We start from the raw sequence: 25943 nt of genomic DNA, 5'->3' as shown, positions 1-25943 counted from the left end.
GAGTATCACCGTGGGTCTGGATGACAAGATTGAGAACACTGCTGAGAAGCTTGGCGGCAAGGGCAAGGAAGCCGCAGGGGAAGCCACGAATGATCCGGGCCTGAAGGCCGAGGGTCAGACCGACCAAAGCAAGGCGGACCTGAAGCAGGCCGGCGAGAAGGTCAAGGACGCCTTCAAGAGGGACTAGCCGGCTGTAGATACAGCAAACGGAAGGGTGCCACCCCAAGCGGGGTGGCACCCTTCCTGCTGTCAGGGACTTGTTGTCACGACGTCAGCGCCTCCAGGGCAGCCCGGGCTCCTTTGCCGTGCAGGTCGTTCAACGCCTTGGTGTAGGCGGCCACGAACACCGGGCTGTCGATCAGGTCACCGAAAACCTCACGGTTGGAAATGAACGCGAGCGGTTCCTCGTGCTGGCGTGCCGCGGCTGCCATCAGCGGCTCTCTCAACCGGTCGACGACGTCGATCGGGTTTCCCTGCTCGTCGATCCCCTCGTCATAGCGGGCCCAGCTGGCCACGATCGCGGCGGAGCGGCGGACCTCTCCCCCGTGTTCGAGATTGATGCGGATGACCGGGACCAGCCATTTGGGGATCCGGTCCGAGCTTTCGGCGCACAGCCGGGCCAGGGTGTCCCGCACGTGTTCGTTGGAAAACCGCTCAATAAGGGTCCGCTTGTAGGCATTGAGGTCGATGCCCGGGACGGGGTGGAGCGTGGGTGTGGCTTCCCTGTCCATGTAGCCGAGCAGGAACTGCGCGAACATTTCGTCCTGCGCCGCCTCGTGGGCGTACCGGTACCCGGCGAGGTAGCCGAAATAGCACATGCCCTGGTGGCTGGCATTGAGGAGGCGCAGCTTCATCAGTTCATAGGGTTCAACATCTGCCACCAGCTGCACACCGGCCTCCTCGAACGGAGGCCGGCCCAGGCTGAAGTTGTCTTCCAGTACCCATTGCTCGAACGGTTCGCACACCACCGGCCATGCGTCCTCGATCCCGAATTCTTCGCTGATGGCCGCACGGTCTGCGTCCGTGGTCACCGGCGTGATGCGGTCCACCATGCTGTTGGGGAAGGGAACATTGTTCTCTATCCAGGCGCCGAGTTCCGGGTCCTTGAGGTTTGCGAAGGCCGTGAACATCCTGCGGGCCACATCGCCGTTGCCCTGGATGTTGTCGCAGGACATCACGGTGAACGGGGCCAGCCCGCGTGCCCGACGCCGGGCGAGCGCTTCGGTGACCAGCCCGAAGGTTGTCCGTGGCGGATTCCCGGGCTGGAGGTCATGGACGACGTCGGGGGTGCCGGGGTCGAACTCTCCGGTGACGTGGTGGAAGTTGTAGCCTCCCTCGGTGACGGTTAGCGAGACGATCCGGACTGCCTCGGAGGCCATCTTCTCGATGACGGCTTCGGGATCCTCGGGGGCGAACAGGTACTCGACGATTGAACCGATGACCCGTCCTTCCCTTGTTCCGTCAGGGTTCTTCACCACCAGGGTGTAGAGGCAGTCCTGGCCGTCCATGACCTGCTTCATCCGCGCATCGCCGGGCAGGACGCCGACGCCGCAGATGGCCCAGTCGTGCGCCTTGCCGGCGTTCATCAGCCGGTCCAGGTACATGGCCTGGTGGGCCCGGTGGAAACCCCCCACACCGAAGTGGACGATGCCGGCGGTCAGGCCGGAACGGTCGTAAGCGGGTACCGCCACGGAGGATGACAGCCCGGAAAGTACGTTGGATTCGAGTGCAGGCATTGCCTAACCTTCCGGTGCAGTAAGGGAACCGGTCAAGGAACCGAGCTCCGCTGACGTGGGTGGGTTGGCTCCCGGCCGGGAGCAGGTGATCGCCGCGGCACGGTTGGCGTAGGCGGCGAGGTCATGCAGTTCTTCCCGGTCCAGGATTTCGAGCCGTTTCCTTCCGCCGGGTCCGAGCGCTTCGAGCTGGGCCAGGCCGGAGATGAGCGCGGCTATGAACGAGTCGCCGGCGCCTACGGTGTCCACCAGCGTGATGTCTTCGGCGGGCATTTCCACTCTCCCCCGCCGGGTCAGAACCACAGGACCGGAGGCGCCGCGCGTCAGTGCCACCAGGGCCGGGCCGAGCTCCAGCCATGCTGCCAGGGTTTGCTCCGGGGTCCGGTCCGGGTAGAGCCAGGACAGGTCCTCGTCGCTGGCTTTGACGATGTCGCTGGCCGCCACGAAGAGTTCCACCTGTGTGCGGGTTGCGGCGGTGTTCGGGCTGATGGCTGGCCGGCAGTTGGGATCGTAGCTGACAGTCGCGAAGTCCCGTGCCGCGTGCACCAGCGCCAGGGTGGCCTTGTCCCCCGGCCCCAGCATGGAGGCGATCGAGCCGGTGTGGACGTGGGCGGAACCTTCGACGGCGGCGAGGGCGGGCAGGGATGCGCCGTTGAAGTCCCAGCTGATGTCGAAGGCGTACCTGGCGGAACCGTCGGAACTGAGCGTGGCGGTTGCCGTTGACGTGGGTGCGCTCCCGCCCACGATCGCCGTGACACCGTTGGCCTGCAGGTGCTGCTCGATCATCCGGCCGTGCCGGTCATCGGCGTAGTGGGTCACGAGGCTGGTCTGCAGGCCCAGCCGCGCAGCCCCCACCGCCACGTTGAGGGGGCTGCCGCCGGGGTGTGCCTTGACAGACCTGGTCAGGGCGGGGGCGGCCTGGCGCGGATCGCTGATGATGTCGACGAGGGATTCGCCGATCACGGTGACGGCGGTCATCGGCCCGGGTAAACCACGGCTTTGAGCTGGCCGGGCTGTTTGCCGGCTTTGAGCGCATTCTCGGATTCAGCGAGGCTGAATTTGCCGGTGACCAGGATGTCCAGGTCCACTTTGCCGTCGGCGATCAGCTGGATCGCCAGCGGCCAGGTGTTGGTGTAACGGAACACGCCGGAGAGCCAGATCTCGCGGTTCTGGATGAAGGAGACGGGCAGTTCGACGTCGTCCGCCCCCAGCCCGACCAGTATGACCCGGCCGGCCGGGCCCACGGCCTTGATCCCGGAACGGACTGCCTGCGGTGCGCCGGAAGCGTCAATGAACGCGTCGACGTCGAGCCCTTCCGTGCTGTCCGTTTTCGCGTTCAGCGCGTGCGTTGCCCCGTGTTTGAGGGCGAAAGCGAGCCGGTCCTCGGCGATGTCGCTGATGTAGATCTCCGTGGCACCGAAAGCCCGGGCGGCCTGCGCGGCAATGATGCCTATGGGGCCCGCACCCGCGATCAGGACACGGCTGCCGGGTTTGATCTCCGCGCGCTCGCAGGCCCACAGCCCGACGGAGAGCGGTTCGATCAGTGCTGCTGCCTCGTCGCTGACACTGTCGGGGATGTCGTACGCGAAGTCGGACTGGATGGTGACGTATTCGGCGAACGCGCCGTCGATCGGCGGGGTGGCGTAGAACTCGATGTCCGGGCAGAGGTTGTAGCGGCCGGCCTTGCACTGCTTGCACTTACGGCAGGGCCGCTGGGGCTCGACGGCGACCCGTTTGCCGATGCGGACCGGGTCAACGGCGCTTCCAACGGCGGCGATCCGGCCGGAGAGTTCGTGGCCGAGGATCAGCGGGTGGTCCACCACGTACGGGCCGATCCGGCCGTGCTCGTAGTAGTGGACATCGCTTCCGCAGACGCCGACCGCGGCCACCTGCACCAGGACCTGGTCGGCGTCGAGCTGCGGCAGGGGCAGGGTCTCCATCGCCATGTCGCCCTGGCTCTTCAGGATGTTGGCGCGCATGGTGGCCGGCAGTGCGGGGTGTGCGAGCGTGCTGGACTGTGCTGTGGGGGTTGTCATCGAAGTACTCCTGTGGGAATCGAAAGGGGACGGCGCTACTTGACGGCGCCGAGGGAGAGGCCCTGGACGAGCTTGTCCTGGGCGGCGAACCCGGCGAACAGCACCGGCAGGGAGATGACGACGGCGGCTGCGCAGACCTTGGCGAGGAACAGTCCCTGCCCGGAGACGAAGCCGGTGAGGAAGACAGGGGCCGTGCCTGCCACCACGCCGGTGAGGACCCGGGCCAGGAGGAGTTCGTTCCAGCTGAAGATGAAGCAGATCAGGGCAGTGGCGGCGATGCCGGGCATGGCCACCGGAGCGATGATCTTGCGGAGGGTCAGCAGGAGGTTGGCGCCGTCGATCTGGGCCGCTTCGAGCATTTCCACCGGTACCTCGGCGAGGAACGACCGCATCATCCAGACCGCGATGGGGAGGTTCATTGAGGTGTACATCAGGATCAGGAACCAGATATTGTCCAGGGCGCCGACTGTCCGGGCGAACAGGTACAGCGGCAGGATCGCAGCCACCACGGGCATCATTTTGGTGGAGAGGAAGAAGAACATCACGTCGGTCCACTTCTTCACCGGCCGGATGGACAGTGCATAGGCCGCGGGGATGGCCAGGACCAGGACGAGGACCGTGGACAGGATCGAGGCGGTGGCGGAGTTGATCAGGGAAGGCCAGGGGCTGACGCCGGACGTTTCCCCGAAGAATTCCCGGTACGCGTCCAGGGTGAGGTTCGCTGCGATGGACGGCGGGTTGGTTGCTGCGTCGGTTTCGGAGTGGAAGGAGGTCAGGATCATCCACACGACGGGGGCGGCGAAGAGCAGGGCGAGCAGCCAGGCCCCGATGCCGGCGGCGGTGTTGTTGCGGGTGGGGTCCATGCGCGATTTTCCACGCCGCGGAGAGAGGCCGGTGTTCAACGCCGTGGGCCCGGACGGGGCGCTTTGGGGTGCGGCGGGGGTGAGGGTGCTCATCGTGCTGCCTCCTTCTTGAAGAGTGAAAAGACGGTGCGGAGTGCGAACGTGGCCACGATGATGGTGCCGATGACCACCACGACGCCGGCGGCGGATGCCAGGCCGTATTCGTTGGCGAAGTAGAACGTCTGGTAGATGGCGTAGGGCAGGTTGGCCGTGCCCAGTCCGCCGGCGGTCAGCGTAAAGACGGCGTCGAAGTTCTGCACGATGTAGATCGCCCCTAGCAGGCCACCCAGCTCCAGGTACTGGCGCAGGTGCGGCAGCGTGAGGTGCCGGAAGATGGCCCAGGGTGTCGCGCCGTCCATCTGCGCCGCTTCCACGGTGTCCATGGGGCGGGACTGCAGGCCGGCGAGCAGGATGAGCATCATGAACGGGGTCCACTGCCAGACAAGCGAGACGATGACGGCCATCATGGGTGCCTGGGACAGGAGGTCCAGCTGGGGTGCCGAGGCGCTGCCGAAGAGGGACCAGAGCCAGGTCAGGATGCCGTTGATCAGCCCGTAGGTGGGGTTGAGGAGGGCGTGCTTCCAGATCAGCGCCGCGGCTACGGGCACCACCAGGAAGGGTGCGATCAGCAGGGTCCGGGCCAGGCCGCGGCCGATGAACTTCTTATCCAGCAGCAGCGCCAGGCCCAGGCCGATGAGCAGGCTCACCAGGACCACGGAGACGGTCAGCAGGATCGTGGTGAAGATCGCCTGGCGCAGGTCCGGGTCGGTGAGGACCGTGGCATAGTTTTCCAGCCCGGCGAAGGCGGTCTTGTCAGGGCTGAGGCTGTTCCAGTTCAGGAACGAGATGATCAGGGTCACCACAAACGGCAGCTGGGTGACAACGATGAGGAAGATCAGTGCCGGAAGCAGTGGTGCCCGCCGTGCCCAGGCCAGGGCGCGTTCCCGCGTCCGTGCATTCTTGGATGGTTTGGCTGCGCTGTGCCCCGATCGGGAGATACGCGCCGTTGCGGTAGTCATGAGGTTCTCCTGCGGTTCGGTTGTTGCTACTTGTACTTATTGCCGATTTTTTGGGCCGCTTCCTGGCCCTTGGCCAGCGCATCAGCCACAGAACCCTGGCCTGCGATGGCGGAGCTGACTCCCTGGGACACATTGGTGCCCAGAGCGGCGAACTCCGGAATGCCGACAAACTGGATGCCGACGGCGGGACGTTCCTGGGCGCCGGGGTTTTTGGGGTCAGCGTTCTCAATGGCGAAGCGCTCGGCCTCAAAGAACGGGGCCGCCTTCTGGAAATCCGCATTCTCGTAGGTGGAGATGCGCTTGCCGGAGGGGACCTTCGCCCAGCCGAGCTTGGCGGCAACCAGATCTTCGTACTTCTTCGAGCTGGCCCACGCGATGAACTTGCCCGCAGCGTCCTGCTTCTTTGAGGCGGCCTGCATCGCCCAGGACCAGGTCCACAGCCAGCCGGAGGACTTGGTTTCCTTGATCGGGGCCTGGGCGTAGCCCATCTTGCCCTTCACCGGTGAGGCGTCTGCTTCCAGGGCTCCGGCGGCGGACGTGGCGTCGTACCACATGGCCACTTTGCTCTGGCTCATGTTGTTCAGGCACTCCGTGAAGCCGGCCTGGGCGGCTCCCAGTTCACCGTGCTCGCGGACCAGTTTGGTGTAGAACTCCACTGCCTCGGTGAATTCCGGCGAGCTGACCTTGGCGTTCCAGTCCTTGTCGAACCAGGTGCCGCCGAAGGTGTTGACCACTGTGGTCAGCGGGGCGAAGACCTGTCCCCAGCCGGGCTGGCCGCGCAGGCAGATGCCCTTCATTCCCGGGGCGGCACCGTCCACTTTCGCCGCGATGTCCGCGACCTCATCCCAGGTGGGCTTCTCAGGCATGGTCAGGCCCTTGGCATCCAGGATGTCTTTCCGGTACATCAGGAAGGACGATTCGCCGTAGAAAGGTTCGCCGTAGAGCTTTCCGTCTGCGCCGGTGAGGGATGCGGTGTAGGCGGGGAGGATGTCGTCCTGGTCGAACGCCGGATCCGCAGCCACCTTGTCCAAGGGAGCGAGCCAGCCGTTGGCGGAATAGAACGGGATCTCGTAGTTGGACAGCGACGCGACGTCGTACTGTCCGGCCTGGCTGGAGAACTCCTGGCTGATCTTTGCCCGCACGTCGTTCTCGGGCAGGATCGTGTAGTTGACCTTGATGCCCGTTTCCTTGGTGAAGTTATCCGCCGTCAGCCGCTGCAGATCCTCCATCTGGGGGTTGTTGACCATCAGGACGTTGATGCTGTTGGGATCGCCGGCGGAATTGCCTCCGCCGGCTCCCGCGCAGGCCGTGGCACTGAGGGCGACGCACAAAGCGCCGGCGGCGAGGGTCGCTGCACGCAATTTTGAGCGCATTTAGGACTCCTTTGTTCTTCGGGGGTGCGCAGTCACCGTGCATCAACTGCCATGTCGATGTACCGGGGACCGGAGGTGGGGCCGCTAACCGGGAAATCCGGTGTACCCCGCTGGTGTTCCTCAACGATAGGCCTGTGTCATAGGGCACAACTAGCGCCCTGGTTGCCGGTTTCTGATACTAATTTTCCCGCTTCGTGCAATTACAGGGTCTAATCTGGGGGAAGGCCCCCGAAAGTGCCGTCCGGATTTCATAACCGCCTGACCAACGGAGATCACCATGACTGCCGCCGATGTAACGGACGGAGCAACAGCCAGGCTGGCCGAGAGGCTGCTGGGGATGCGGGCCAACCGCGAGGTCATCCCGCCTGACCCCAACCACTCGGTCCGGTGGCACCAGCACAGCTACCCCAGCCCGGTGGCCCGGTGGAACTACCACCCGGAGTACGAGATCCACCTCATCCGCAAGGGCACCGGAAAGTTCATCGTCGGGGACCACATCGGCACGTTCGAGGCGGGCCATGTGTCCATCGTCGGGTCGGGACTGCCGCACGACTGGGTCAGTGACCTTGAGCCCGGTGAAGTGCTCGAAGACCGGGATGTCGTCATCCAGTTCGACGGGAAGTGGGTGGAACAGGCCGCGTCCCTGATCCCGGAGATGGCGGAGGTCAAGCCGCTGCTGGAACAGTCTGCCCGGGGAATCGAGTTCCTGGGGCAATCAGCCGAAACGGCGGCCGCGGCCATGGAGGCCATGGGAACCACCACCGGTCTCCAGCGCCTTGAGCACCTCTTTGCGCTGTTCGGAATCCTCGCCGGGGCCCCGCAGGAGGAGCGGCGCTACCTCGCGGACGAATGGTTCAGGCCGCAGCTGGACGGTCAGGCGGCCGCGGTCGTCGACATCGTTTTGGAGTATGTCTTCAGCAACCATGCGGGCAGCGTCTCGATGGCGGAGGCCGCTGCCCTGGTTGGCATGCCGGAACCGACGTTTTCGAAGTACTTCAAACGGGCCACCGGCCAGAATTTCAGCGACCTGGTCCGCAAGCTGCGCCTGGCCCACGCGCGGCGCCTGTTGGAGCGCAGCGACAAAGCCATTTCCGACATCTGCTACGAAGTCGGCTTTTCCAACCTGTCCAACTTCAACCGTCATTTCCTCAACGACGCCGGCGAAACGCCGCGGCTATACCGCCAGCGCCTGCAGGGCTGACCGGGACGTCAACCAAAGGGAAACGCCCGACGTCGGAACGTCCGCCGTCGGCACCGCCGAAGGACCCTACCTGCGCGCCCGGTGCGGGAGTACGTTTCGGGGATCCACCCCGTCCGGGGACGACGACGAATGGAAGAAGAGGCGCGTCATGCGTGCACCAAATTCAAGCCCAAGAACCCGCGTTGCAACGATCGCGGGCCTGCTCGCCGCCTTGGGGAGCGCCATCCTGGTGGCACCGCCGGCTTCTGCCGCCGCTGTCCTCCAGGTGCACTACAGCTCCGAGTTCGCGCAGGGCTATACGAGCGCCCTCTCAGCCGACGGCTGCACGTACAGCTCCACGGCGGCTGGCGCCGGAACCATGTATGACGGCGGCACCGCCATGTTCTACTCTTCTTCCACCTACAACAAGTGCACCGGTGAGGGCTACTCAACCTATGGCGAGGCGCCGACCGAACTCTTCGATTTCGCGCGCTCGTCGGTGCACGCCACCGCCACAGTGCCGCTCTCTGACGGGACCGAGATTTACCTTGACCTCACCTGGCAGGGAACGGGAACTGTCGAACGCGGGGGCAGCATCTCGAGGGATATCCTGCCCGGACAGTTCGTGCAGCGAAACTCCATCCGCGGCACCACCCAGCAGGCGGTGGTCACAGGGACGCTGTCATTTGAGAACGCCTTCATCTCAGCTTCAACTGGCTCCTCAATGCAGGTGATCATCTCCAACGTCTAAGGAGCGTGCCAGGGCCCCCGTGGTCAGCGCCGCGGGGGCCCTGCCGCGAGCGCGGCACGCCGGTTGCCGGCGACATGCACGAGGAGCGCGACCACCAGGAACGCAACCAGCACCTGAGCGATGACCAGCAGCATGGCCGACCAGCCGCCGTCGACCGTGGGATCGAGGAAGTCGTAGACGTACCAGCCATCGATGGATCCGCGCACCCAGGAAAAAACAAGGAACGCCGCCGGGTAGCCCAGCCATATGAGAGGCCGCCACCACGGACCGCGGACCGTCCTCGTGACCACAAGCCAGTCGAGCGCAACGGCCAGCGGAGCGAGCCGGTGGTGCACCAGTTGCGGCCAGTACATGTCCAGGCTCCACCAGGGCTCGTCCGGTGGCGCCACGAGGACCACGTAGATGAGTCCGGTCATCACCAGATAAACAACCAGGGCACCGAAAACGTGGTCCCACCACGCCGGCAACTGCGCCCTCGGCCACGCCGCGGATGCGATGAGCACCAGCCCGACCGCAAGGTTTGACTGGACCGTAAACTCCGAAAAGAGTTGCACGACATCGACGTCGTTGCCCGGCAGCGTCGCGTCGAACGTTTTCTGCATGAGGGCGACGAGCACGACGATGCCAAGCGAGAACCGGACGATACGGATCCAGAGGTTGTCAGGGTGCAGGGCATGGTTGGCGTCAAGGTGACGCTCGATCGGGGGGATCAACACCGGAGAGCCGTTCATTCGCCCAGTGTCGCAGGCAGAGGGGCGCGTCGGAACGGCCTTTCGGCCCGTGGCTGTCAGCATGGGATGTTGATCAGGTCAAGGGTCCGTTTCGGCGGCTCCGGCAACTGATCGAGGCACGCAACCGCCACCTTGCCGGGAACACCTGGCAAAAGTAGATACGGAATTCCTTAATGGACAGCATGGAAGCGGAACTGGAGCGGCTCGGTATCAAGACGCCTCAGTGGAAATGGCTGAACACCGGTTACAGCAATTACGAGCAACAACCCACTCGAGGATCGTCAGAGCAGGATTCGAAGCGGAAATCTGATTCCGGCAGGGGCCTGGCGTTCATTGTTCTCGTCGCCGGTTTCCTGTCGTTAATGGGCCTGTTGGGACCAGCGCAGGACAGCGGGGAAAGCGCATTGTTTCTGAACGTTTCCAGAGGAGCTGCGATGCTCATGGCCGCTCTTTTCATCTGGACCGGGGGAAAAGTCCTTGTTGTAATTGGCTCGGTGGTGGCTTCGCTGTTCGTGGCTGCTTCAGTCTGGTCGTTGACTAACGGGAATGTGAGCAGCGCCGTGGTGATGCTTCTTGGTCTGGCTTCCGCAGTGGGTATCGGCTGGTTCGGAGCGCCCATCTTCAAGGCGGGGGAGATTGTTCTTGCTCCCGGCCAAAGGCTCTATGGGATGCAGCCAACCGAGTGGGGCAGGGGCGCCGGCGATTCCACTCGGAGCAGTATCTGGGTCATCGGATTTCTACTGAACAAACTCGTGAGGATTCCCGGCGTGTACATATTCCATGGACTCAAGTCGCCGGGAGGCAGGCGGCTGGACGTGGAGCACGCAGTAACTCACGGGAGCAATGTCTGTCTGATTGACTCATGGTTCGGTCACGACACAAATTATGAGTGGGCCACGAACCGCAGAGGGCGGGCGATCCTGGTCAAGGGTGACGACGGTCACCGTCATACCGCGATAGCTGACGCCGCCGAACGCTACAGAGCCGTTCTGGGTCAAGACGTCAAGGTCATCCCCCTCATCACGATCGCATCAGGCACTGCGATTATCAGCGGCGGCAGATGGTCCCCTCGCGGCGTAGGCCTCTTCACGGCTGTGGACGTCATATCCTTCATCGGCGACGCTGCAGCCGAGAACCTCCGCACCTGGCATGACCGTCCCGACGTCCGATCAGCGATTGCCCCTACGGTCAGCCGGTTCGGGAAACAGTTAGACAGCTGAGGTCATCGTCGGCGCCCTGTCAGACCGCGCCGATGTCCAGCCTTCTGCGTGCAGTTTTTCGATGCCGTTCAGCAGGAGATCAAGGGCGAACTCGAATTCGAACTGGTCGTCGCACCCCTGCCCCACCACCCCGCCTTCATCGTGTGCGGAAGCCCTGGCAATCCGCACGAGATTCGGATATCGCTTCGCCAGCTCCTGGAGCATGGCCTGCTGGGCGGCACCATCCGCCCCGTTCATTTCGCCATCCGCTGGATCGCCAGGTTCATTGAACAGTTCCTGGGTGAAACCCCACATGCGGCTGCCCATGGCGTGCATGACGTGATGGGTCAGATCGTCCGAGAAGCCCCGGTCAAGGAAGATGCCGATAAACGAGTTCATATATGCGAGGACGCCAGGTGTCATCCTGGTTCGTGTTTCGAGGACCTGCCGTGCCCATTGATGCCGCTGCAGCACGCTCCTCGCGGAAAGGATCCTGCGCCGGACAACGTCCCTCCACCCTGGCTCATCAGCCGGCGGATCAATTTCCCTGACGATCACATCCACCATGCCGTCGAGAAGTTCATCCTTGTTGGCAACGTGCTTGTAGAGCGCCATCGGCACCACCTCAAGCTCCTGGGCGAGCCTGCGCATGCTCAATTCGCCGATGCCGAGTTCATCAGCCAATGAGACCGCGGCCCGGAGCACCCTGTCCCTGCTCAGACGCGGCCGCCCGGACGCGGCAGCTGGCTCGCCCATGTGAATTTCCTTCCCGATAATTCTTGACCCCTTGACCAGTGTACGGCGTACACCTAACCTGAGTCACAGGAAGGTGTACGCCGTACACCTTGAAGTGAACCGGCAAATATTTTGGACCAGACCCACAGGAAAAGGACCACCGTGAACGTCACCAGACAGATTGCGCCCCATCAGCCGCAGATCAAAGCTTCCCGCCGGCGTCGGCCGTCATGGCTGGTGCCCGCCGGCCTGATCCTCCTGAGCCTGATCCCTGTCATCGCCGGCGCTGCCAGGCTGACCGAATTATCGGTTGGCGCCGCCGTGACGGAGCGCAACGCCAGGTTCTTCGACTCGCCCGTCCCCGTGGTGATCCACATTGTCAGCGTCACCATTTACTCGCTGCTCGGGGCATTCCAGTTCGTCCCGTCCCTCCGCACGGGAAGGCGAAGCTGGCATCGGGTCGCCGGAATGATCCTGCTGCCCGCCGGCTTACTGACGGCCCTCTCCGGCCTGTGGATGGCAGTCTTCTACGAGCTGCCACCCAGCGATGGTCAGCTCCTCCTCATCCTCAGACTCATTGTCGGCTCGGCCATGGCAGTGAGCCTCATTCTCGCCGTCATGGCAATCGTCCGCCGGGACTTCATTCAACACGGGGCGTGGATGACGCGGGCCTACGCCATTGCGCTCGGCGCCGGAACCCAGGCCGTGATCCTCATCGTGCCGGAACTCCTGGCGAGCCCGCCGGACGCCACCACGAGGGCCGTCCTCATGGGAGCCGCCTGGGTGATCAACCTCGCCGTGGCGGAGTACCGCATCCGGAGGCGGCATGTGGCGTGATGGCCGGGACCCGGAGGGATAGTTTTGAGTCATGACGGAAAGCTTTAAGTACGACGTCGAGATCCTCCACCTTCTCGTGTCGCCGGCTCACGCCTACTTCGGCCGTGCCCGCGAAGGCGCTGCGGATGTCCCCACCTCAGATGCCGACCGGGTGGAACTGGTGGCCGGGAAAGGCATTGTCGGCGACCGGTTCTTCGGCAAGGCCGCGCATATGGATGCCGCGGTGACGCTGTTCTCGATCGAGGCCCTCGAAGCCATCGCCGCGGAGCTGGGGTCCGGCCCGCTGGACCCGCTGCTGACCCGCCGCAATGTGGTGCTCAGAGGCGCCCATCTGGCTCCCCTGATCGGCGAGGACTTCACGTTGGCATCGCGCGGGGAACTGGTGCAGATCCGGGCGGGACGGCCCGCCCATCCTTGCGCCTGGATGGACCAGATGCTCGCCCCGGGGGCGCACAAGGCCATGCGGGGGCGGGGCGGCGTGCGCTGCACTCCGCTCTCGGACGGCATCCTCCACCGGGGCCCGGCCGTTCTGACCAGCCCCGTTCCACTCGACCCCGCCAGCGCCGGAACACCCACCCTCCTGCGGCCGTCGAGGCTTCCTTAGGCCCCGCGGACTCCGCGCTTCCCGCCTTGAAGACGTCTCTGGCGGCTGCGTAGAAAAGTAGGTAGACTGGTCTACCTACCCACACCGCAGCAGCAGCCAAAGGACAGGCAGTGACCGAGAAACAGACCGTGGCCCCAAGCGCCCGTGCCCGCAGGCCTGCGCGCGATGCCCTCCTCGAGGCGGCTTCCCGGCGCTTCTACGCCAACGGCCTGACCGGCACGGGAATCGATACCATTACCGCCGAAGCAGGCGTGGCGAAAAAGAGCCTCTACAACAACTTCGCCTCGAAGGCCGATCTGGTGACGGCGTACCTTTACGCCCGCCATGAGGAATGGCTGGGGCTGTACCGTTCGAGGCTGGAGACGGCGGCCACCCCTGAAGAGCGCATCCTTGCCGTCTTCGACGCGTACGCTGACCACGCCGATCTGGCCTACGAGAACGGGTTCCGCGGCTGCGGCCTGCTGAACGCAGCCGCCGAACTGCCGGCCGGCGACCCCGGCCGGGCAGTGGTCCGGCGGCACAAGGAAGACGTCGAAGCGCTGCTCTCCGATCATCTGGAAGAGCTGCTGCCGAATGCACCCGGGCGGGTTGCGTCCATGGCACGGCACCTGGCTTTCCTCCTTGAGGGGTCCATGGCCCGCGCCGGGCTCGAAGGAGACGACAGCTGCATCCTGGAAGCCCGCCGGATCGCCACCACCCTGATCGATAATTTGTGAAGCCCGCGCGGTACCAGGGAACCACGTGGGGTGCGCTGTTTGTCCTCGCCGCCTCGGTCCTGTGGGGCACCACCGGCACTGCTGCGACATTCGCTCCGGAGGTCAGCCCGCTGGCAATCGGCGCGGCAGCAATGGGTTTCGGCGGCCTGCTGCAGGCGGCGATCGCCGCGCGGCCCATGCTGGCTTTCAGCCCTTCACTGCGCGGCAACTGGGCCACGGTGGGGTTGGGCGCACTGGCCGTTGCCCTGTACCCGCTTGCGTTCTACTCCTCCATGCATCTGGCCGGGGTGGCGGTGGGGACAGTCGTCTCCATCGGCTCGGCCCCGCTGGCTTCCGCCGTCGTCGAACGGGTGGTGGACAAGAGACCATTCACCCGGCGGTGGACCGTCGGCGCGGTGCTCGGCGTCTCCGGGGCTGTCCTGCTGTGTCTCGCCGAAGGTCTCGCAGAAGCAGGAAACTCCGGCGAGGCGCGGGCCACAGGTTCGGCCTGGGAATCGTCCGCGGGCATCGCACTTGGGCTGCTGGCCGGGCTCACCTACGCCCTGTATTCGTGGGCTGCCCACCGGCTGATCAGCACCGGGCTACCTTCGCGGGCGGTCATGGGTACGGTCTTCGGCGTTGGCGGCCTGATGCTGATGCCGGTTCTCGCAGCCACCGGAGCGCCATTTCTGGCGTCCCCGCAGAACTTTGCGGTCGGTGCGTACATGGCAATCGTCCCGATGTTCGCCGGTTACGTGCTGTTCGGCTGGGGCCTGGCCCGGGTCCGCGCCAGCACGGCCACCACCGTCTCCCTGGCGGAGACTGTGGTGGCGGCCGTCCTGGCAGTGGTGGTGGTGGGTGAACGGCTTCCGGCACTCGCGTGGGTGGGCGCCGCCCTGATCACCGGCAGCCTCTTCGTCCTGACGCTGCCCGTCGCGCCGTCGCGCAGGCGCCTAATGGCCGAGGTCGGCCGCTAACCCGGCCAGGCAGTAGTCCTTGAACCAGTGCCTGATGCGCCTGGGCAGCCGAGGGTAGAACACTGCCAGGCCGCGCATGGTGAGGTGGAACCGGCGGTCGTGGCCAGGGCTCCATGGCAGCCCGAAGTCCCGGCGGAGCTGATCGGGCAGAAGGCCTGCGGTCAGGAACCGTGCGAACGGCATCACGGCGCGGTACCACAGCGCCGCGCTGCCGGGATAGAGGAGGCCGCGGCCCACGCGTACGGCGGCGTCGTCTGCGCGCAGGGCCTGGACGCGTTCGTCCCAGTAGCGGCGGAAGGCTGCGCGGTCCGCGGGCCACAATTCCTCGGGGAGCTGCAGGGCTGTCCCGAGCTTCGCGTAGTCGCGGTACATCTCATCGGCAGTGCCGTCGTCGAACGGGCCATAGATTTTTTCGAAGACGGTGACGGCGGTGTCGTACAGCGTAGCGACCACCCACAGCTGCGCGTGCGCGTCGAAGGCGCTGTAGCCGGCGGAGGTTTCATCCGGAGCGCGGCGTACCGGCGCGTGCGCCCGGTTCACCCTGCGGCGGACCTCTTTCACCTGCTCGTCGGTGCCGTACACGATGGCGTAAACGTACGTGAGGGTGCCGCGGAGCCTGTTGACGGGGCGTTCGGTAAATGTGCTGTGCTCGGCCACGCCATGGCCCACGGCAGGATCGGCGAGCTGCATGAGGATAGCCCGCCCTGCCCCGGCCAGCAGGATTCCCTCCGCGCCCATGTCCGCAAGTCCACGCACCATTGCAACAGGGTACCGGAGCGTTGGGACGGCAGAAACCTGGTCACCTGTGCAATCGCACCCAGCGCGTCCTTCGTGCACCTTTAGCGTATCGATGATTGTCGATACACTGAGGGAACCATGACACCAGCCAAGGAGAGCCGCATGCCCGCCATCCGAATTTACGAGTCCGCCCTGTGCTGTGACACCGGCGTCTGCGGCCCCGATGTTGACCAGTCCCTGGTGGACGTGACCGCAGACGTGCGTCACCTCCAAGGTCTGGGTGCCGACATCGCCCGCTACAACCTGGCCAGCGAGCCGACCGCTTTCGCGGAGGAGGAGACGGTCCGTGGGTTCATGCACCTGGTGGGGTCCAAGGGCCTTCCGCTTATCGTCGTCGACGGCGTGACGGTCGCCGCCGGCACCTACCCGGACAGGAGCCAGTTACTGGCTTTCGCCGGCTTGGGCGACGCTGCGGTCGCGCCCGGGTCCCGGGCCCTGCTGGGCCTGCACGAAAAGTCCGGCGGCTGCTGCGGCGGCTCAACGGGCTGCTGCTAGGTCCAACTATGAAGTTTCTCGAGGACCCGCCACGGTTCCTGTTTTTCACCGGCAAGGGCGGGGTGGGTAAGACCTCCGTCGCGTGCGCAACAGCACTCGCCCTTGCGAGGAAAGGCAGGAAAGTCCTGCTGGTCAGCACGGATCCCGCGTCCAATGTCGGCCAGGTCTTCGGCCTGACCATCGGGAACTCCGTCACGGCCATCTACGACGTTGCGGGTCTGTCTGCGCTGGAAATTGATCCGGAACAGGCAGCCGAGGCGTACCGGGAACGGATCATCGCGCCCGTCCGCGGCCTCCTCCCCGAGGCCGAATTGGTCGGCATCGCGGAAAGCCTCTCGGGTTCCTGCACCACCGAGATCGCCTCCTTCGACGAATTTACCAACCTGCTCGCGGACGACAACTCTTACGGCCAGTATGACCACATCATCTTTGACACCGCCCCGACAGGCCACACCATCCGGCTGTTGCAGCTGCCCGGGTCCTGGACGGATTTCCTGGCGGCCGGCAAAGGCGACCCGTCCTGCTTGGGCCCGCTCTCAGGCCTCGAGAAGCACAAGCAGGTGTATGCGAAGGCAGTCCAGGCGCTAACTGATCCGGCCCGCACACGGCTCGTGCTGGTCAGCCGCGCCCAGACTTCCTCACTGAGTGAGATTGAGCGGACCTACCTCGAACTCAACCAGATCGGCATAGGCAGCGGTTACGTCGTGGTGAACGGCGTCCTGCCGCAAGCGGCCGGTGACGAGGAGTTGGCGCAGGCCCTGCGCGCCCGGGAAGCAGCGGCGGTCGCCGCCATTCCCCCGGGTGTCGCCGGCCTGCCCCGCGATGTCCTGGACCTGAAACCAAACAACATGGTGGGCATCCCGGCGCTGGAGTCACTGTTCGAGGGCACTTCCGACGCCGGCATCACCGGCAACGTAGCGCACGCCTCCGAGGTTGGGGATGCCGCCCTGGCAGCGCTTGTCAACGAGGTGGAACTGGACGGCCACGGTCTGGTGATGTGCATGGGCAAGGGCGGTGTCGGGAAAACTACTGTCGCTGCTGCGATCGCCGTTGCCCTGGCCAAACGCGGGCACGAGGTTCACCTGACCACCACCGATCCGGCGGCACACCTGGCCGAAACACTCCAGACGGCCGTTCCAGGTCTGAAGGTTTCACGCATCGATCCGGAAGCAGCCATCCAGGAATACCGAAGCCACGTGATGGAAACCAAGGGCCGGAACCTTGACGATGCAGGACGCGCGGCGCTGGCCGAGGACCTGCTGTCCCCCTGCACAGACGAAGTGGCCGTGTTCCGTCAGTTCTCCCGCGTGGTCCAGGAATCCCGTCGGCACTTTGTGGTGATGGACACCGCCCCCACCGGCCACACGCTGCTGCTGCTCGATGCCACGGGTTCGTACCATCGGGAGATCTCCCGGCAGGTCGGCGACACCATGGGTTTCGTGACGCCGCTCATGCGGCTTCAGGACCCTGCGCAGACGAAGGTCGTCCTCGTCACCCTCGCTGAAACCACCCCCGTACTGGAAGCTGAAGAGCTGCAGGACGATCTGGTAAGAGCCGGGATCCACCCGTGGGCCTGGGTGATCAACAATTCAATCGCCGCTGCCCACCCCCGGACCCCGTTCCTGCGGGCACGCGCCGGGAACGAGACCGAACAGATCATCAAGGTGCGCAATCTGGCGGACCGGGTGGCCGTGATCCCACTTCTGCCCGAAGAACCCATCGGGGAGGCGAAGCTCTCGGCGCTGACCGCGTTCAGCACCCAGCCTGCCTAGCTGCCGTTACGGGTGAGGATCTCTCCGCTGCTGGCCAGGTGATCTGCCACGTCGCGGAGTTTGATGTTGGTTTCGGAACTTGCCCTGGTCAGGATATGGAACGCCTGCTGGGGACTGATCTTGAACCTTTCCATCAGGATTCCCTTGGCCTGGCCAATAAGGTCACGGGTGCCCAGCGCCTGGTTGAGCTGGCTGATTTCCTGCGCACCGGAGAACGCGACGGCGGCGTGGGCTGCCACCAGCAAGCCCACCTGTTCGGATTCCTCGTCAAAAATGTTGACGTCGTCGCCGTACAGATTAAGGGCACCCAGGGTGTCCCCCTCGACGAAAAGCTGAAACGACAGCATGCTCCGAGCCCCGGCCGCGTAAGCCAGCTTGGCAAACTTTGGCCAGCGCGCCTCGTGGCCCATGTCCGGGACCCGGACGATCCGCTCGTCGTAGGCGGCATCAACACAGGGGCCCTCCCCAGCGGCGCTTTGAAGGGCATCGATTTTCCGGGGAAGCTCACCGGAGGCTGCCCTGGACTCCACGGTTCTCCTGCCCATCACCAGGCTGACCGAGGCATCGGCAACGTGCGGGATCAGATCCAGCGCGGCGTGGACAATGTCCGTCAGGAGAGCTTCAGTGTCCTGCTCCTGCTGAAGCTCCCTGGCCAGATCGCCGAGTCTGCTGGCCAGGCCACCGACCACTGCTGCGTCACGATTGGCCGTGCCTTTGGGACTTCCGCTGCCGGGAGTCATGGGTGCGCCCTCCTCTGATGCGGCTTCGAAATTCCGCCGCCGTGAAAATCCGCCGTCGTACTGAGTATCCCTCTATCCGGCCGCTCGCGCTTGGGTTTTTGCGGTGCAAAATAGGGGACTGCTTGAGGCCCAAATACCCTAGCCCGTATATGCCCGGCATCATAGCCTTGGCCCGGCAGAGGAGGCCGAACATGTCCGCTGGCGGAGCTGAAAAAGGCTGTGGGTTCAGGATAGGCAAGGACAGCAGAAGGCTGTTGGCGTGCGCCGTGGCCGCCCTGCTGGCGATGGCCGGCTGTTCGCCGGGGAGTACGACGACGAGCCCCACCCCATCGGACGCGTCACCGTCCGCGTCACCAGAGTCGCCCTCCCCCACCTCCTCAGGCGGATCTGCAGCTACCGGATTCCCGGAGACCGTCTTCACGGATGCTGAACTCGTCGCGATCATCAACGGAGTGGCCCAAAGCCGGAACCTGCAGTACCCCACTGCCCGGGACTCCTCCTCCCAACGCAGCGGAGCATCCAGCGGGACCTTTCCGCAGGTCAGCACCGACGCGACGCCCGCCGAATGCGTGGTCTTCGTCCCCGAGAACCCCTTCGTCAGGTGGGCGGACAAGAGCGTGAATTTTGCCGAGGGGGCCATGCCCATCGCCGGGCAGTCCGGACCCACCACCACCATCATGATCACGCTTCGGAGCGCCGGGAAGGACGCCATTGCCAAGGCTGATTTCGACTATACGGATGATCTCGCGGCCCGTTGCGGGCAGTTTGATCTGGCTGCAACTGAATCCGGCCGGACTTCCACGTACGCGGTGCAACTGCTGGCTGCTCCCCCGATCGGAGAAAAGCAGCACGCCGTGACACAGACCACAAAGCCGAAGGGGCCAGGGGATTACGGCTCGGCCGGGCTGCGGGTGCTGGCGGGAACGCTGTCCATCACGCTGAGCCTCGCGGTGGCGGAGCTCAACTCGGAGGCCGATGCTCAGCCGGCCCTGGACTCCATGGCCGGCCTGGCCAAGGAGCTAATCGACCAGGCCACGAAGAATCCGCCGACTGTGGCCCCGCCGCCGCCCAACCCCCGCACCGCTGACGATCTCGTCGCGCTGGTCAAGGACATCACGGGACCTGACGGGAGTCCCGTGACCCTGCGTGGTGCTAACGTCATCGGCCCCGCGCCCGGTTTCACCGCCGCTCCCCCGCCGCAACAGCCTGCGGCTCCGTGCACCTACAGCGACGAAGCATATTACGGATCGCTCACGGGCGCGGTGCTCGGCCAAGGGCAGATCGGGGGCGCGAACAAGATGGCCTACAGCGATTTCACCGTCATCAGCATGCCCGCGACAGCCGCACCGCCGTATCCGTTTGACACCCGGGCCGCCACCCTCAGAACTTGCGGCACCATCCAGGAGGACATGATGGGCAGTTCACGTCCATGGTCAGCCATCTCGCAGCTGAACACCGCCCTGGCCGCCGATGCCAGCTACGCGGTCGCATATCAGTTGTCCGATGGCACGGGCGAGTGGCACGTCCGCGCCGGCGCCCGCAAGGGGACGCTTACGGTGGAGGCCAGCAGCCAGCGATACTCGCAGGCGGAAGCCCAGGCCACCGCCGACGGCTTCGCGGCATTTTTCGGCAGCGTGTTCTCCCGTGCCGGGCTGTAGCGGTTTCCGCAGCGGTTTCCGCCGTGGCCGGTTGGTCACGGGCGCGATGGCGGTGCTGATCCTTGCCGCATGCTCTCCGACTCCCAGCAGCCCGGCCCCCGGCAACCCGTCGGCGTCGTCCGCTTCACCAACGTCACCATCGCCTTCGTCCGCCGTTCCGACATGGATCTACAGCGACCAACAGCTCGTGGACATTGCAACCACCGTGGTGCGTTCGCGGAACCTGAAGGCGATGGTGATCGATACCCGGAGCCTCCGCAGCACGGCCGGGGTGGCCCCGGGGGCGGAGGCCACCAATGCCACCATCCCGGACCGGTGCACGCCGTTCCGGTTGCCTGGCGGCGGGGAAACCGGCGCCTGGATGACGGACACCGGGGTGAGTTTTGCGCAGGGGCGTCTCCCGCTGGGCCCCACTGAGTCTCCTCAATCCACCGTTGTGTTTACGGTTAAAAGTGCGGCGGACGGGAAGCTGGCAGCTGACTTCAACGGCACCGATGATCTGGCGTCGCAGTGCGCCGAATTCGAACGGTCGTCCACCATGTCAGTGCCGGGCGGACCTGCCGGGGGTTTGACCACCACTTACCTCGTCCGGCTGGTCACCCCGCCGCCGGTTGGCCAGAAGGCCTACGCAACCGTACAGAAGGCGAAAGGCCTGGGCACGGCGGACATGGGAACCGCGGGGATGCAGGTGTTGGCCGGGACCGTCTCGATTGACCTGGCCCTCGGCCTCTGGCCGGTGAATGCGGAGACGACCGGACGGGCCCTGGATTCCATGGCTGCCTTCGCCCGCGAACTCATCGATCAGGCCGTGAAGAACCCGCCCAGCTCCCCGCAGCCGAATCCTGCCGGCGCCCGCACCCCTGACGAGCTGGCCCGGCTGCTCGCCGGGGTGACAGGCCCGGCTGACACGAAGTACTACGTGAGCCCCACCGAAGCCCGGGCGATCACCGGAGCGCCGGGCTCGCCGGCGCCGTCCCAAACCGGCTGCGCCTATGACGACGCCACCTACTTCGCAGCGCTGGCGGGCAATGCCGCCATGGCCCAGGCGATAGCCTCCACAGGCGACAAGGCGATCGCATTTGACCTCAGTCTCATCAGCATGGGCACGGCGATCCGGCAGCCGTACCCCTTCGATCACCGGACGTTGGCCATCAAAAAGTGCACCACCGTCCAGGCCAATATCATCGGCCAGGGCGCGATCACACTGGAGCCGGTGCAGCCTTTGGACGTGAAGCTCGACGGCGACTCCAGCTACGCTTTCCGCTACCAGACCGCCGGGGAACCCGGCCACTGGCAGATCCGCCTGGGCGCCCGAAAGGGAACAACGTCAATAGAGGTTTCCAGCGTGAAGTGGCGGTCGCTCGAGGAGAGCGAGGTCCAGCCGGCCGCCGACGCTGCGGCGACCATCATCGGGCAGGTTCTCGAGAAGGCTGGCTAGCGCCGCCGTCCGTTTGTGTTTGTGCCTACGCAGATCGCCCGTTCATTTCCCGGTTTTGCAGTGACTTCACGAACCTGGCAAGTTCGTCCTGCAAAGTTTGCCAGCCCCGGACGTCCACCTCCGGCGGGAGGGCGTGGGCCTCGGCCTCCTGCGCAGCCTTAAGTGCCTCGCGGCCCGCTCCGGTGAGTCCGATGATGAGTTGGCGCCGGTCCTGGGGGTGCCTGCTCCTGCTGACAAGCCCGGCCAGCTGCAACCTCGCCAGGATTTTGCCCATGGTCTGGCTTTTGGCGTGGACGGAACTGGCCAGCTGTTCCTGGTTCAGAGCGCCGGGGGCGAGACCCTCAAGGGCTATGACCGCGGCGCGGGTGAGCCCCAGTGGTCCGAGGACGTCATCCTGGCGGCGCTGAACCAAGCGCGCGGCCTGCGAGAGGAGCTGGCAGAAGTTCCGGAGTTCGCGCTCTGATTCAGTTGTCATGGCAAGCTGTTCCTTCCCTAGAGAGCCTCCGGCATGCAACCCACCATAAGCATGCTTAGTATCCATTTGGCAAGCAGGCCTGGCGTCAGCCGCAAATCCCCACGCCGCATTCATCCATGCACGTCGGCCCAATTAGAGGCAGGCCTTGCGCATCCAATAGCAAGTGTGCTTAGTATCTAGTTAGTAACCTTGCTTACTATTGCGAAGCCAGTAACGCTGGCAGCTCCTGTCAGCGAACCCTTCACGAAAGAGAGAGCGACCATGACTGAAAACCAATGGCCCCAGACGGGCTCCCCGGCCGGCGTCGACCCTTACGGAAACGTTGACCAGTACGGAAACCAGGTCCCGGCGACTCCCGTCAGCACCAGCGCCAACTCCGGATCCAAGACCGACACGGCTAAGGAAGAGGCCTCACAGGTTGCCAGCCAGGCAGCCGGCGCGGCCCAGAACGTCGCCGAGACGGCCAAGGCCGAGGCTTCCAATGTCGCCGCCGAAGTTTCAACCAGCGCCCGGGAACTCCTGTACCAGGCCAAGTCGGACCTCACCAGCCAGGCAGGCACCCAGCAGCAGAAGGTCGCAGAGGGCATCCGCACCATCTCCTCCGAACTGCGCACCATGGCGGACGCCTCCGACCAGCCCGGTGTTGCCTCCGACCTCATCCGGCAGGCTGCCGAGCGTTCACAGTCTGTGGCGTCATGGCTTGACGGCCGCGATCCGGGTTCATTGCTCACCGAGGTCAAGTCGTTTGCCCGGCAGCGTCCCGGCACTTTCCTCCTGCTTGCGGCCGGAGCCGGCATCCTTGCCGGACGCCTCACCCGGGGCCTGGCCGCCGGTGCACCGGAGACCCAGGGCCGCGCCACCGGCCAGACCCTTCCTCCCGTTCCGAGGACTGCCCCGGTTCAGCATGGCGCCCCCATCCGCCAGGAGACAGTTTTCGCCGCAGGGGATGACCGCGGCCTCTTTGACGAACCGGTCATCGCCGCAGGCTACCCGAATTCCACCCAGTCCCTGCCGACCGGCACCGCCGCAGACACTCCGTTGCGGTACGACGATGAGCCGTTGCGGTACGAGGACGATCCGTTCCGCAGCCAGGCTGAACGCGACACGGAAGGGCGTCACCTGTGAGCAGCCAGATTCCCGAGTCGCCGCCAAGTGCGGCGCACGTGAAGGCGGACAACACCTCCCTTGGTGACCTGCTCGGTGAGGTGACCCGCGACCTGTCCACGCTGATGCGCCAGGAAGTGGAGCTCGCCAAGGCCGAACTGAAGCAGTCCGCCACCCGGGCCGGCAAGGGCGGCGGCATGCTCGCCGGCGCCGGCGTCGCGGGGCACTTCGTCCTGCTGTTCCTCTCCATCGCCCTCTGGTACGCCCTGGGCGCGCTGATGGGCCTGGGCTGGTCCGCCGTCGTCGTCGCCCTCATCTGGGCCATCATCGCCGCGGTCCTGGCCTCGGTGGGCCGGAAGAACCTCAAGCAGGTCCAGGGCATGCCCCAGACCGCCGAAACACTCTCAGAAATTCCCCCAACCCTGAAACCCGGTGAGGTAAAACGATGAGCGAAAACCCGGACGCAATCCGTTCAGACATTGAAGCAACCCGCGCCCGCCTGGGCACCAACGTGGACGCCGTGGCCGACAAGGTCACCCCGTCCAACATCGTCCACCGGCAAACGGACAAGGTAAAAGACGCCGTCTTCGGCGTGAAGGAGAAAGTCATGGGAACAGCCGACGACGCCACCACCGGCGTCCACAGCGGTGTCCACGCCCGGACCGACAGCGCCGGGAACGCCCTGCACGATGCCGGCGAGGCCATCGGCGACGCCCCGGCCCAGGTCAAAGCCAAAACCCAGGGCAACCCCCTGGCCGCAGGCCTGGTCGCGTTCGGCGCCGGAATGCTGCTCTCCTCCCTGATCCCGGCCAGCGAAAAGGAACGCGAAGCCGCGGACGCCCTCAGAACCGCCGCGGAACCGATGACCACGGAACTGACCGAGGCCGCCAAAGACATGGGCCAGGGACTGAAGGAACCAGCCCGCGAGGCCATGGAAAACGTCAAAGCCACCGCCACCGACGCCGCCGAACACGTCAAAGCCGAAGGCCAGGTCGCAGCAGCAGACGTCAAAGACCGCGCCACAGACGCCAAGGACCACGTCCAGAACACCTGATCCCTGAGCTCTGAGAGGGCCGTCCTTCCTCAGGGAAGGGCGGCCCTCTTGGCTGCTTTACGGCACCTATGCGTTCATCACTTCGAAGGAACCCACCGTCATGAAGAAACTGCTTTTCGCTGTCCTCCCGGCCATCATCAGCCGCATCCTGCGTGCCCGCCGGGCCAAGCAGAACCCCACGGCGGCGCCGACGCGCAGCCGGAACCGGTACTGACCCTGCCAGCTATGCCGCACGGAGACGCTCTGCATGAGCCGAAGACTCTTTAGGAGCGCAATTGCACATCCCGGAACCGCGGGGCCCCATCAGCGCCGCCCTGCTCGCAATCCTGGCCGGCCGGCCTGAAGACATCCCTGAGGGCCTGGCCGGCCTTCCGTCCCTCGTCACCGCCCGGCTTGCCGAGGCTGGGGACGTGGTCGAGGACGAGGACGTCCAGCTGGCCCTCTTCTGTCTTTACGAGCTCCACTACGGCGGGCTGGACGGCGTGGATGACGGCTGGGAATGGCACCCTGGCGTGATCACCGTCCGCCGGCTCCTTGAGCAGCCGTTCGAACAGGCCTTGCGGGCGGCGTCCTCGGCGGCGGTTTCTGACGTCCCTCAGGTGCCGGCTGCAGGTCCGGTGAGCGACGGCGTTGCCACGGTCCTGTTCGCACTGGCAGCTTTGGACACCGGACCCAGCCTCTCAAAGCATGTGGCAAAGAAGGCCACCGTCTCCCAGCTCAGGGAGTTCCTTGTCCATAAGTCCATCTACCAGCTGAAGGAAGCGGACCCGCACACGTGGGCCATTCCCCGCCTGACCGGCCGGGCAAAGGCCGCGCTGGTGGAGATCCAGGCTGACGAATACGGCGGCGGCCGCGCGGACCGGATGCACAGCGCCCTGTTCGCCCGCACCATGCGTGCCCTCGGACTCGACGACGGGTACGGCGCGTACGTAGACACCGTGCCAGCGATCGCCCTCGCGTCCGTGAACATGATGTCGCTCTTCGGGCTGAACCGCCGGCTCCGCGGTGCCATCGCCGGGCATCTGGCGATGTACGAAATGACGTCCTCCCGGCCCAACCAGCTCTACGGCAACGGGTTCCGCCGCCTCAACTTTGACGCCGCAGCAACGGCCTACTTCGACGAGCACGTCGAGGCAGACGCTGTCCACGAACAGATCGCCGGACGGGACCTCGCAGGCGGCCTGGTGGAGGCGGAGCCGGACCTGCTCCCCGATGTCCTGTTCGGCGCGACGGCGGCCATCGCCGTGGACGCCCGGCTCACCCTTCGCATGATGGATGCGTGGGAAAACGGGCAGTCGTCGCTCCGCTCCGGCCTCGCCGCAGCCGGAGCCGCAGCCGCATGAGAACGCCTCAGGACGGCCAAGCGGACCGGGAACCCGCCGACGGGGAAATCATCGTTTGCCCGGACGGCCCGCTGCTGGTCCGCGGAAACTTCGAAATCCTCACGCCCTCAGGGGAGCCGGTGCCGCGGCAGCGCCGGACCGTTGCGCTCTGCCGGTGCGGCGCGTCGGCGATCAAGCCCTACTGCGACGGGACACACAAGCTGATCAAATTCCGGACCGAACCGCCCGGCCCTGCAGGGCCTGAAGCCTAGCCAAAGCAAACACTGGGCAAACAGCGGGGGAACAAAAGCCGGG

28 protein-coding genes are annotated in these 25943 nt (G+C 65.3%); 17 read left to right on the top strand and 11 right to left on the bottom strand.

Features of this window, described 5'->3' with window-relative positions:
* The first annotated feature begins 10 nt into the window (after positions 1–10).
* Positions 11–187: a CsbD family protein gene (locus ACS5PJ_RS05475; RefSeq protein ID WP_439433900.1), complete on the top strand. Its 177-nt coding sequence runs from the start codon at positions 11–13 to the stop codon at positions 185–187.
* 76 nt (positions 188–263) lie between these two features.
* Here the strand turns inward: ACS5PJ_RS05475 and ACS5PJ_RS05470 are convergent, their stop codons facing one another.
* From ACS5PJ_RS05470 to ACS5PJ_RS05445, 6 genes are read right to left on the bottom strand one after another with little or no spacing between them, the layout of a single operon-like run.
* On the bottom strand, positions 264–1736 hold the full coding sequence (locus ACS5PJ_RS05470) for a mannitol dehydrogenase family protein (protein ID WP_439433899.1): 1473 nt from the start codon (positions 1734–1736) through the stop codon (positions 264–266).
* 3 nt (positions 1737–1739) lie between these two features.
* Positions 1740–2711, bottom strand: coding sequence for a carbohydrate kinase family protein (locus tag ACS5PJ_RS05465; RefSeq protein ID WP_439433898.1), 972 nt, complete (start codon positions 2709–2711; stop codon positions 1740–1742).
* Positions 2708–3769, bottom strand: coding sequence for an NAD(P)-dependent alcohol dehydrogenase (locus ACS5PJ_RS05460; protein ID WP_439433897.1), 1062 nt, complete (start codon positions 3767–3769; stop codon positions 2708–2710). Before ACS5PJ_RS05460 ends, ACS5PJ_RS05465 begins: the two co-directional genes overlap by 4 nt.
* A 35-nt stretch (positions 3770–3804) precedes the next feature.
* A complete protein-coding gene (locus ACS5PJ_RS05455; protein ID WP_439433896.1) occupies positions 3805–4725 on the bottom strand; it encodes a carbohydrate ABC transporter permease in 921 nt (306 codons plus the stop codon).
* Positions 4722–5690, bottom strand: a complete 969-nt coding sequence (locus ACS5PJ_RS05450; protein ID WP_439433895.1) for a carbohydrate ABC transporter permease — start codon at positions 5688–5690, stop codon at positions 4722–4724. The genes ACS5PJ_RS05455 and ACS5PJ_RS05450 overlap by 4 nt, the downstream gene beginning before the upstream one ends.
* A gap of 26 nt (positions 5691–5716) precedes the next feature.
* Positions 5717–7063 (bottom strand): ABC transporter substrate-binding protein, encoded by a 1347-nt coding sequence (locus tag ACS5PJ_RS05445; RefSeq protein WP_439433894.1) that lies wholly within the window; start codon positions 7061–7063, stop codon positions 5717–5719.
* Positions 7064–7340: 277 nt separating this feature from the next.
* Between ACS5PJ_RS05445 and ACS5PJ_RS05440 the strand changes: the two genes are divergently transcribed.
* Both ACS5PJ_RS05440 and ACS5PJ_RS05435 read left to right on the top strand, forming a co-directional pair.
* Entirely contained in the window at positions 7341–8264 is a 924-nt protein-coding gene (locus ACS5PJ_RS05440) for an AraC family transcriptional regulator (RefSeq protein WP_439433893.1), read from the top strand.
* A 148-nt stretch (positions 8265–8412) separates the two neighbouring features.
* On the top strand, positions 8413–8994 hold the full coding sequence (locus ACS5PJ_RS05435; RefSeq protein ID WP_439433892.1) for a hypothetical protein: 582 nt from the start codon (positions 8413–8415) through the stop codon (positions 8992–8994).
* A 23-nt stretch (positions 8995–9017) separates the two neighbouring features.
* Here the strand turns inward: ACS5PJ_RS05435 and ACS5PJ_RS05430 are convergent, their stop codons facing one another.
* Entirely contained in the window at positions 9018–9725 is a 708-nt protein-coding gene (locus ACS5PJ_RS05430; protein WP_439433891.1) for a Pr6Pr family membrane protein, read from the bottom strand.
* Positions 9726–9898: 173 nt separating this feature from the next.
* On the opposite strand from ACS5PJ_RS05430, the gene ACS5PJ_RS05425 reads away from it, so the two are divergent.
* Positions 9899–10945 carry a hypothetical protein gene (locus tag ACS5PJ_RS05425; RefSeq protein ID WP_439433890.1) on the top strand — a complete coding sequence of 349 codons (1047 nt, stop codon included), beginning with the start codon at positions 9899–9901 and terminating at the stop codon, positions 10943–10945.
* Here ACS5PJ_RS05425 and ACS5PJ_RS05420 read toward each other — a convergent pair.
* The gene (locus ACS5PJ_RS05420; RefSeq protein WP_439433889.1) at positions 10934–11680 is read right to left on the bottom strand and encodes a TetR/AcrR family transcriptional regulator; all 747 of its coding nucleotides are present in this window, start codon (positions 11678–11680) and stop codon (positions 10934–10936) included. The genes ACS5PJ_RS05425 and ACS5PJ_RS05420 overlap by 12 nt on opposite strands.
* A 141-nt stretch (positions 11681–11821) precedes the next feature.
* Between ACS5PJ_RS05420 and ACS5PJ_RS05415 the strand changes: the two genes are divergently transcribed.
* From ACS5PJ_RS05415 to ACS5PJ_RS05400, 4 genes are all read left to right on the top strand, one after another.
* Positions 11822–12496, top strand: coding sequence for a DUF2306 domain-containing protein (locus ACS5PJ_RS05415; RefSeq protein WP_439433888.1), 675 nt, complete (start codon positions 11822–11824; stop codon positions 12494–12496).
* A 31-nt stretch (positions 12497–12527) separates the two neighbouring features.
* Positions 12528–13100 carry an MOSC domain-containing protein gene (locus ACS5PJ_RS05410; protein ID WP_439433887.1) on the top strand — a complete coding sequence of 191 codons (573 nt, stop codon included), beginning with the start codon at positions 12528–12530 and terminating at the stop codon, positions 13098–13100.
* 110 nt (positions 13101–13210) lie between these two features.
* Complete coding sequence (locus tag ACS5PJ_RS05405) at positions 13211–13816, top strand: TetR/AcrR family transcriptional regulator (RefSeq protein WP_439433886.1); 606 nt, start codon at positions 13211–13213, stop codon at positions 13814–13816.
* Positions 13813–14772, top strand: coding sequence for a DMT family transporter (locus tag ACS5PJ_RS05400; protein WP_439433885.1), 960 nt, complete (start codon positions 13813–13815; stop codon positions 14770–14772). The genes ACS5PJ_RS05405 and ACS5PJ_RS05400 overlap by 4 nt, the downstream gene beginning before the upstream one ends.
* On the opposite strand, the gene ACS5PJ_RS05395 is transcribed toward ACS5PJ_RS05400, so the two are convergent.
* Positions 14749–15531, bottom strand: coding sequence for an oxygenase MpaB family protein (locus tag ACS5PJ_RS05395; protein ID WP_439433884.1), 783 nt, complete (start codon positions 15529–15531; stop codon positions 14749–14751). The two genes, ACS5PJ_RS05400 and ACS5PJ_RS05395, sit on opposite strands and share 24 nt — an antisense overlap.
* A 141-nt stretch (positions 15532–15672) precedes the next feature.
* On the opposite strand from ACS5PJ_RS05395, the gene arsD reads away from it, so the two are divergent.
* Together arsD and arsA are read left to right on the top strand one after the other, a co-directional pair.
* Entirely contained in the window at positions 15673–16065 is a 393-nt protein-coding gene (gene arsD / locus ACS5PJ_RS05390; RefSeq protein WP_439433883.1) for an arsenite efflux transporter metallochaperone ArsD, read from the top strand.
* Between the two features lie 8 nt (positions 16066–16073).
* A complete protein-coding gene (gene arsA, locus ACS5PJ_RS05385; protein WP_439433882.1) occupies positions 16074–17837 on the top strand; it encodes an arsenical pump-driving ATPase in 1764 nt (587 codons plus the stop codon).
* On the opposite strand, the gene ACS5PJ_RS05380 is transcribed toward arsA, so the two are convergent.
* The gene (locus ACS5PJ_RS05380) at positions 17834–18577 is read right to left on the bottom strand and encodes a GAF and ANTAR domain-containing protein (protein ID WP_439433881.1); all 744 of its coding nucleotides are present in this window, start codon (positions 18575–18577) and stop codon (positions 17834–17836) included. The two genes, arsA and ACS5PJ_RS05380, sit on opposite strands and share 4 nt — an antisense overlap.
* 191 nt (positions 18578–18768) lie before the next feature.
* Between ACS5PJ_RS05380 and ACS5PJ_RS05375 the strand changes: the two genes are divergently transcribed.
* Together ACS5PJ_RS05375 and ACS5PJ_RS05370 are read left to right on the top strand one after the other, a co-directional pair.
* Complete coding sequence (locus ACS5PJ_RS05375; protein WP_439433880.1) at positions 18769–20235, top strand: hypothetical protein; 1467 nt, start codon at positions 18769–18771, stop codon at positions 20233–20235.
* Between the two features lie 187 nt (positions 20236–20422).
* Positions 20423–21673: a hypothetical protein gene (locus tag ACS5PJ_RS05370; RefSeq protein ID WP_439433879.1), complete on the top strand. Its 1251-nt coding sequence runs from the start codon at positions 20423–20425 to the stop codon at positions 21671–21673.
* A gap of 25 nt (positions 21674–21698) precedes the next feature.
* Here the strand turns inward: ACS5PJ_RS05370 and ACS5PJ_RS05365 are convergent, their stop codons facing one another.
* A complete protein-coding gene (locus tag ACS5PJ_RS05365) occupies positions 21699–22148 on the bottom strand; it encodes a MarR family winged helix-turn-helix transcriptional regulator (RefSeq protein WP_439433878.1) in 450 nt (149 codons plus the stop codon).
* 261 nt (positions 22149–22409) lie between these two features.
* On the opposite strand from ACS5PJ_RS05365, the gene ACS5PJ_RS05360 reads away from it, so the two are divergent.
* The 5 genes from ACS5PJ_RS05360 to ACS5PJ_RS05340 all read left to right on the top strand — a co-directional run bounded on the left by ACS5PJ_RS05360 (position 22410) and on the right by ACS5PJ_RS05340 (position 25900).
* Positions 22410–23273 (top strand): hypothetical protein, encoded by an 864-nt coding sequence (locus tag ACS5PJ_RS05360; RefSeq protein ID WP_439433877.1) that lies wholly within the window; start codon positions 22410–22412, stop codon positions 23271–23273.
* Positions 23270–23701 (top strand): phage holin family protein, encoded by a 432-nt coding sequence (locus ACS5PJ_RS05355; RefSeq protein WP_439433876.1) that lies wholly within the window; start codon positions 23270–23272, stop codon positions 23699–23701. Before ACS5PJ_RS05360 ends, ACS5PJ_RS05355 begins: the two co-directional genes overlap by 4 nt.
* The gene (locus ACS5PJ_RS05350; RefSeq protein ID WP_439433875.1) at positions 23698–24306 is read left to right on the top strand and encodes a DUF3618 domain-containing protein; all 609 of its coding nucleotides are present in this window, start codon (positions 23698–23700) and stop codon (positions 24304–24306) included. Before ACS5PJ_RS05355 ends, ACS5PJ_RS05350 begins: the two co-directional genes overlap by 4 nt.
* A gap of 275 nt (positions 24307–24581) precedes the next feature.
* Positions 24582–25649, top strand: a complete 1068-nt coding sequence (locus tag ACS5PJ_RS05345; protein WP_439433874.1) for an iron-containing redox enzyme family protein — start codon at positions 24582–24584, stop codon at positions 25647–25649.
* Complete coding sequence (locus ACS5PJ_RS05340; protein ID WP_439433873.1) at positions 25646–25900, top strand: CDGSH iron-sulfur domain-containing protein; 255 nt, start codon at positions 25646–25648, stop codon at positions 25898–25900. Before ACS5PJ_RS05345 ends, ACS5PJ_RS05340 begins: the two co-directional genes overlap by 4 nt.
* Positions 25901–25943 lie beyond the last annotated feature (43 nt).

The sequence above is a fragment of the Pseudarthrobacter cremeus genome, assembly GCF_051857465.1.
Lineage (GTDB): Bacteria > Actinomycetota > Actinomycetes > Actinomycetales > Micrococcaceae > Arthrobacter.
The sequence above is the reverse complement of the archived record's forward strand: the minus strand, read 5'-3'. Positions and strand labels throughout refer to the sequence as shown.

What these genes read in the sequence shown, in the direction of transcription:
- ACS5PJ_RS05470 (WP_439433899.1), bottom strand. Translation starts at nt 1,736, where the DNA reads ATGCCTGCACTCGAATCCAACGTACTTTCCGGGCTGTCATCCTCCGTG.
- ACS5PJ_RS05465 (WP_439433898.1), bottom strand. Translation starts at nt 2,711, where the DNA reads ATGACCGCCGTCACCGTGATCGGCGAATCCCTCGTCGACATCATCAGC.
- ACS5PJ_RS05460 (WP_439433897.1), bottom strand. Translation starts at nt 3,769, where the DNA reads ATGACAACCCCCACAGCACAGTCCAGCACGCTCGCACACCCCGCACTG.
- ACS5PJ_RS05455 (WP_439433896.1), bottom strand. Translation starts at nt 4,725, where the DNA reads ATGAGCACCCTCACCCCCGCCGCACCCCAAAGCGCCCCGTCCGGGCCC.
- ACS5PJ_RS05450 (WP_439433895.1), bottom strand. Translation starts at nt 5,690, where the DNA reads ATGACTACCGCAACGGCGCGTATCTCCCGATCGGGGCACAGCGCAGCC.
- ACS5PJ_RS05445 (WP_439433894.1), bottom strand. Translation starts at nt 7,063, where the DNA reads ATGCGCTCAAAATTGCGTGCAGCGACCCTCGCCGCCGGCGCTTTGTGC.
- ACS5PJ_RS05440 (WP_439433893.1), top strand. Translation starts at nt 7,341, where the DNA reads ATGACTGCCGCCGATGTAACGGACGGAGCAACAGCCAGGCTGGCCGAG.
- ACS5PJ_RS05435 (WP_439433892.1), top strand. Translation starts at nt 8,413, where the DNA reads ATGCGTGCACCAAATTCAAGCCCAAGAACCCGCGTTGCAACGATCGCG.
- ACS5PJ_RS05430 (WP_439433891.1), bottom strand. Translation starts at nt 9,725, where the DNA reads ATGAACGGCTCTCCGGTGTTGATCCCCCCGATCGAGCGTCACCTTGAC.
- ACS5PJ_RS05425 (WP_439433890.1), top strand. Translation starts at nt 9,899, where the DNA reads ATGGACAGCATGGAAGCGGAACTGGAGCGGCTCGGTATCAAGACGCCT.
- ACS5PJ_RS05420 (WP_439433889.1), bottom strand. Translation starts at nt 11,680, where the DNA reads ATGGGCGAGCCAGCTGCCGCGTCCGGGCGGCCGCGTCTGAGCAGGGAC.
- ACS5PJ_RS05410 (WP_439433887.1), top strand. Translation starts at nt 12,528, where the DNA reads ATGACGGAAAGCTTTAAGTACGACGTCGAGATCCTCCACCTTCTCGTG.
- ACS5PJ_RS05395 (WP_439433884.1), bottom strand. Translation starts at nt 15,531, where the DNA reads ATGGTGCGTGGACTTGCGGACATGGGCGCGGAGGGAATCCTGCTGGCC.
- arsD (WP_439433883.1), top strand. Translation starts at nt 15,673, where the DNA reads ATGCCCGCCATCCGAATTTACGAGTCCGCCCTGTGCTGTGACACCGGC.
- arsA (WP_439433882.1), top strand. Translation starts at nt 16,074, where the DNA reads ATGAAGTTTCTCGAGGACCCGCCACGGTTCCTGTTTTTCACCGGCAAG.
- ACS5PJ_RS05380 (WP_439433881.1), bottom strand. Translation starts at nt 18,577, where the DNA reads ATGACTCCCGGCAGCGGAAGTCCCAAAGGCACGGCCAATCGTGACGCA.
- ACS5PJ_RS05375 (WP_439433880.1), top strand. Translation starts at nt 18,769, where the DNA reads ATGTCCGCTGGCGGAGCTGAAAAAGGCTGTGGGTTCAGGATAGGCAAG.
- ACS5PJ_RS05365 (WP_439433878.1), bottom strand. Translation starts at nt 22,148, where the DNA reads ATGACAACTGAATCAGAGCGCGAACTCCGGAACTTCTGCCAGCTCCTC.
- ACS5PJ_RS05360 (WP_439433877.1), top strand. Translation starts at nt 22,410, where the DNA reads ATGACTGAAAACCAATGGCCCCAGACGGGCTCCCCGGCCGGCGTCGAC.
- ACS5PJ_RS05350 (WP_439433875.1), top strand. Translation starts at nt 23,698, where the DNA reads ATGAGCGAAAACCCGGACGCAATCCGTTCAGACATTGAAGCAACCCGC.
- ACS5PJ_RS05340 (WP_439433873.1), top strand. Translation starts at nt 25,646, where the DNA reads ATGAGAACGCCTCAGGACGGCCAAGCGGACCGGGAACCCGCCGACGGG.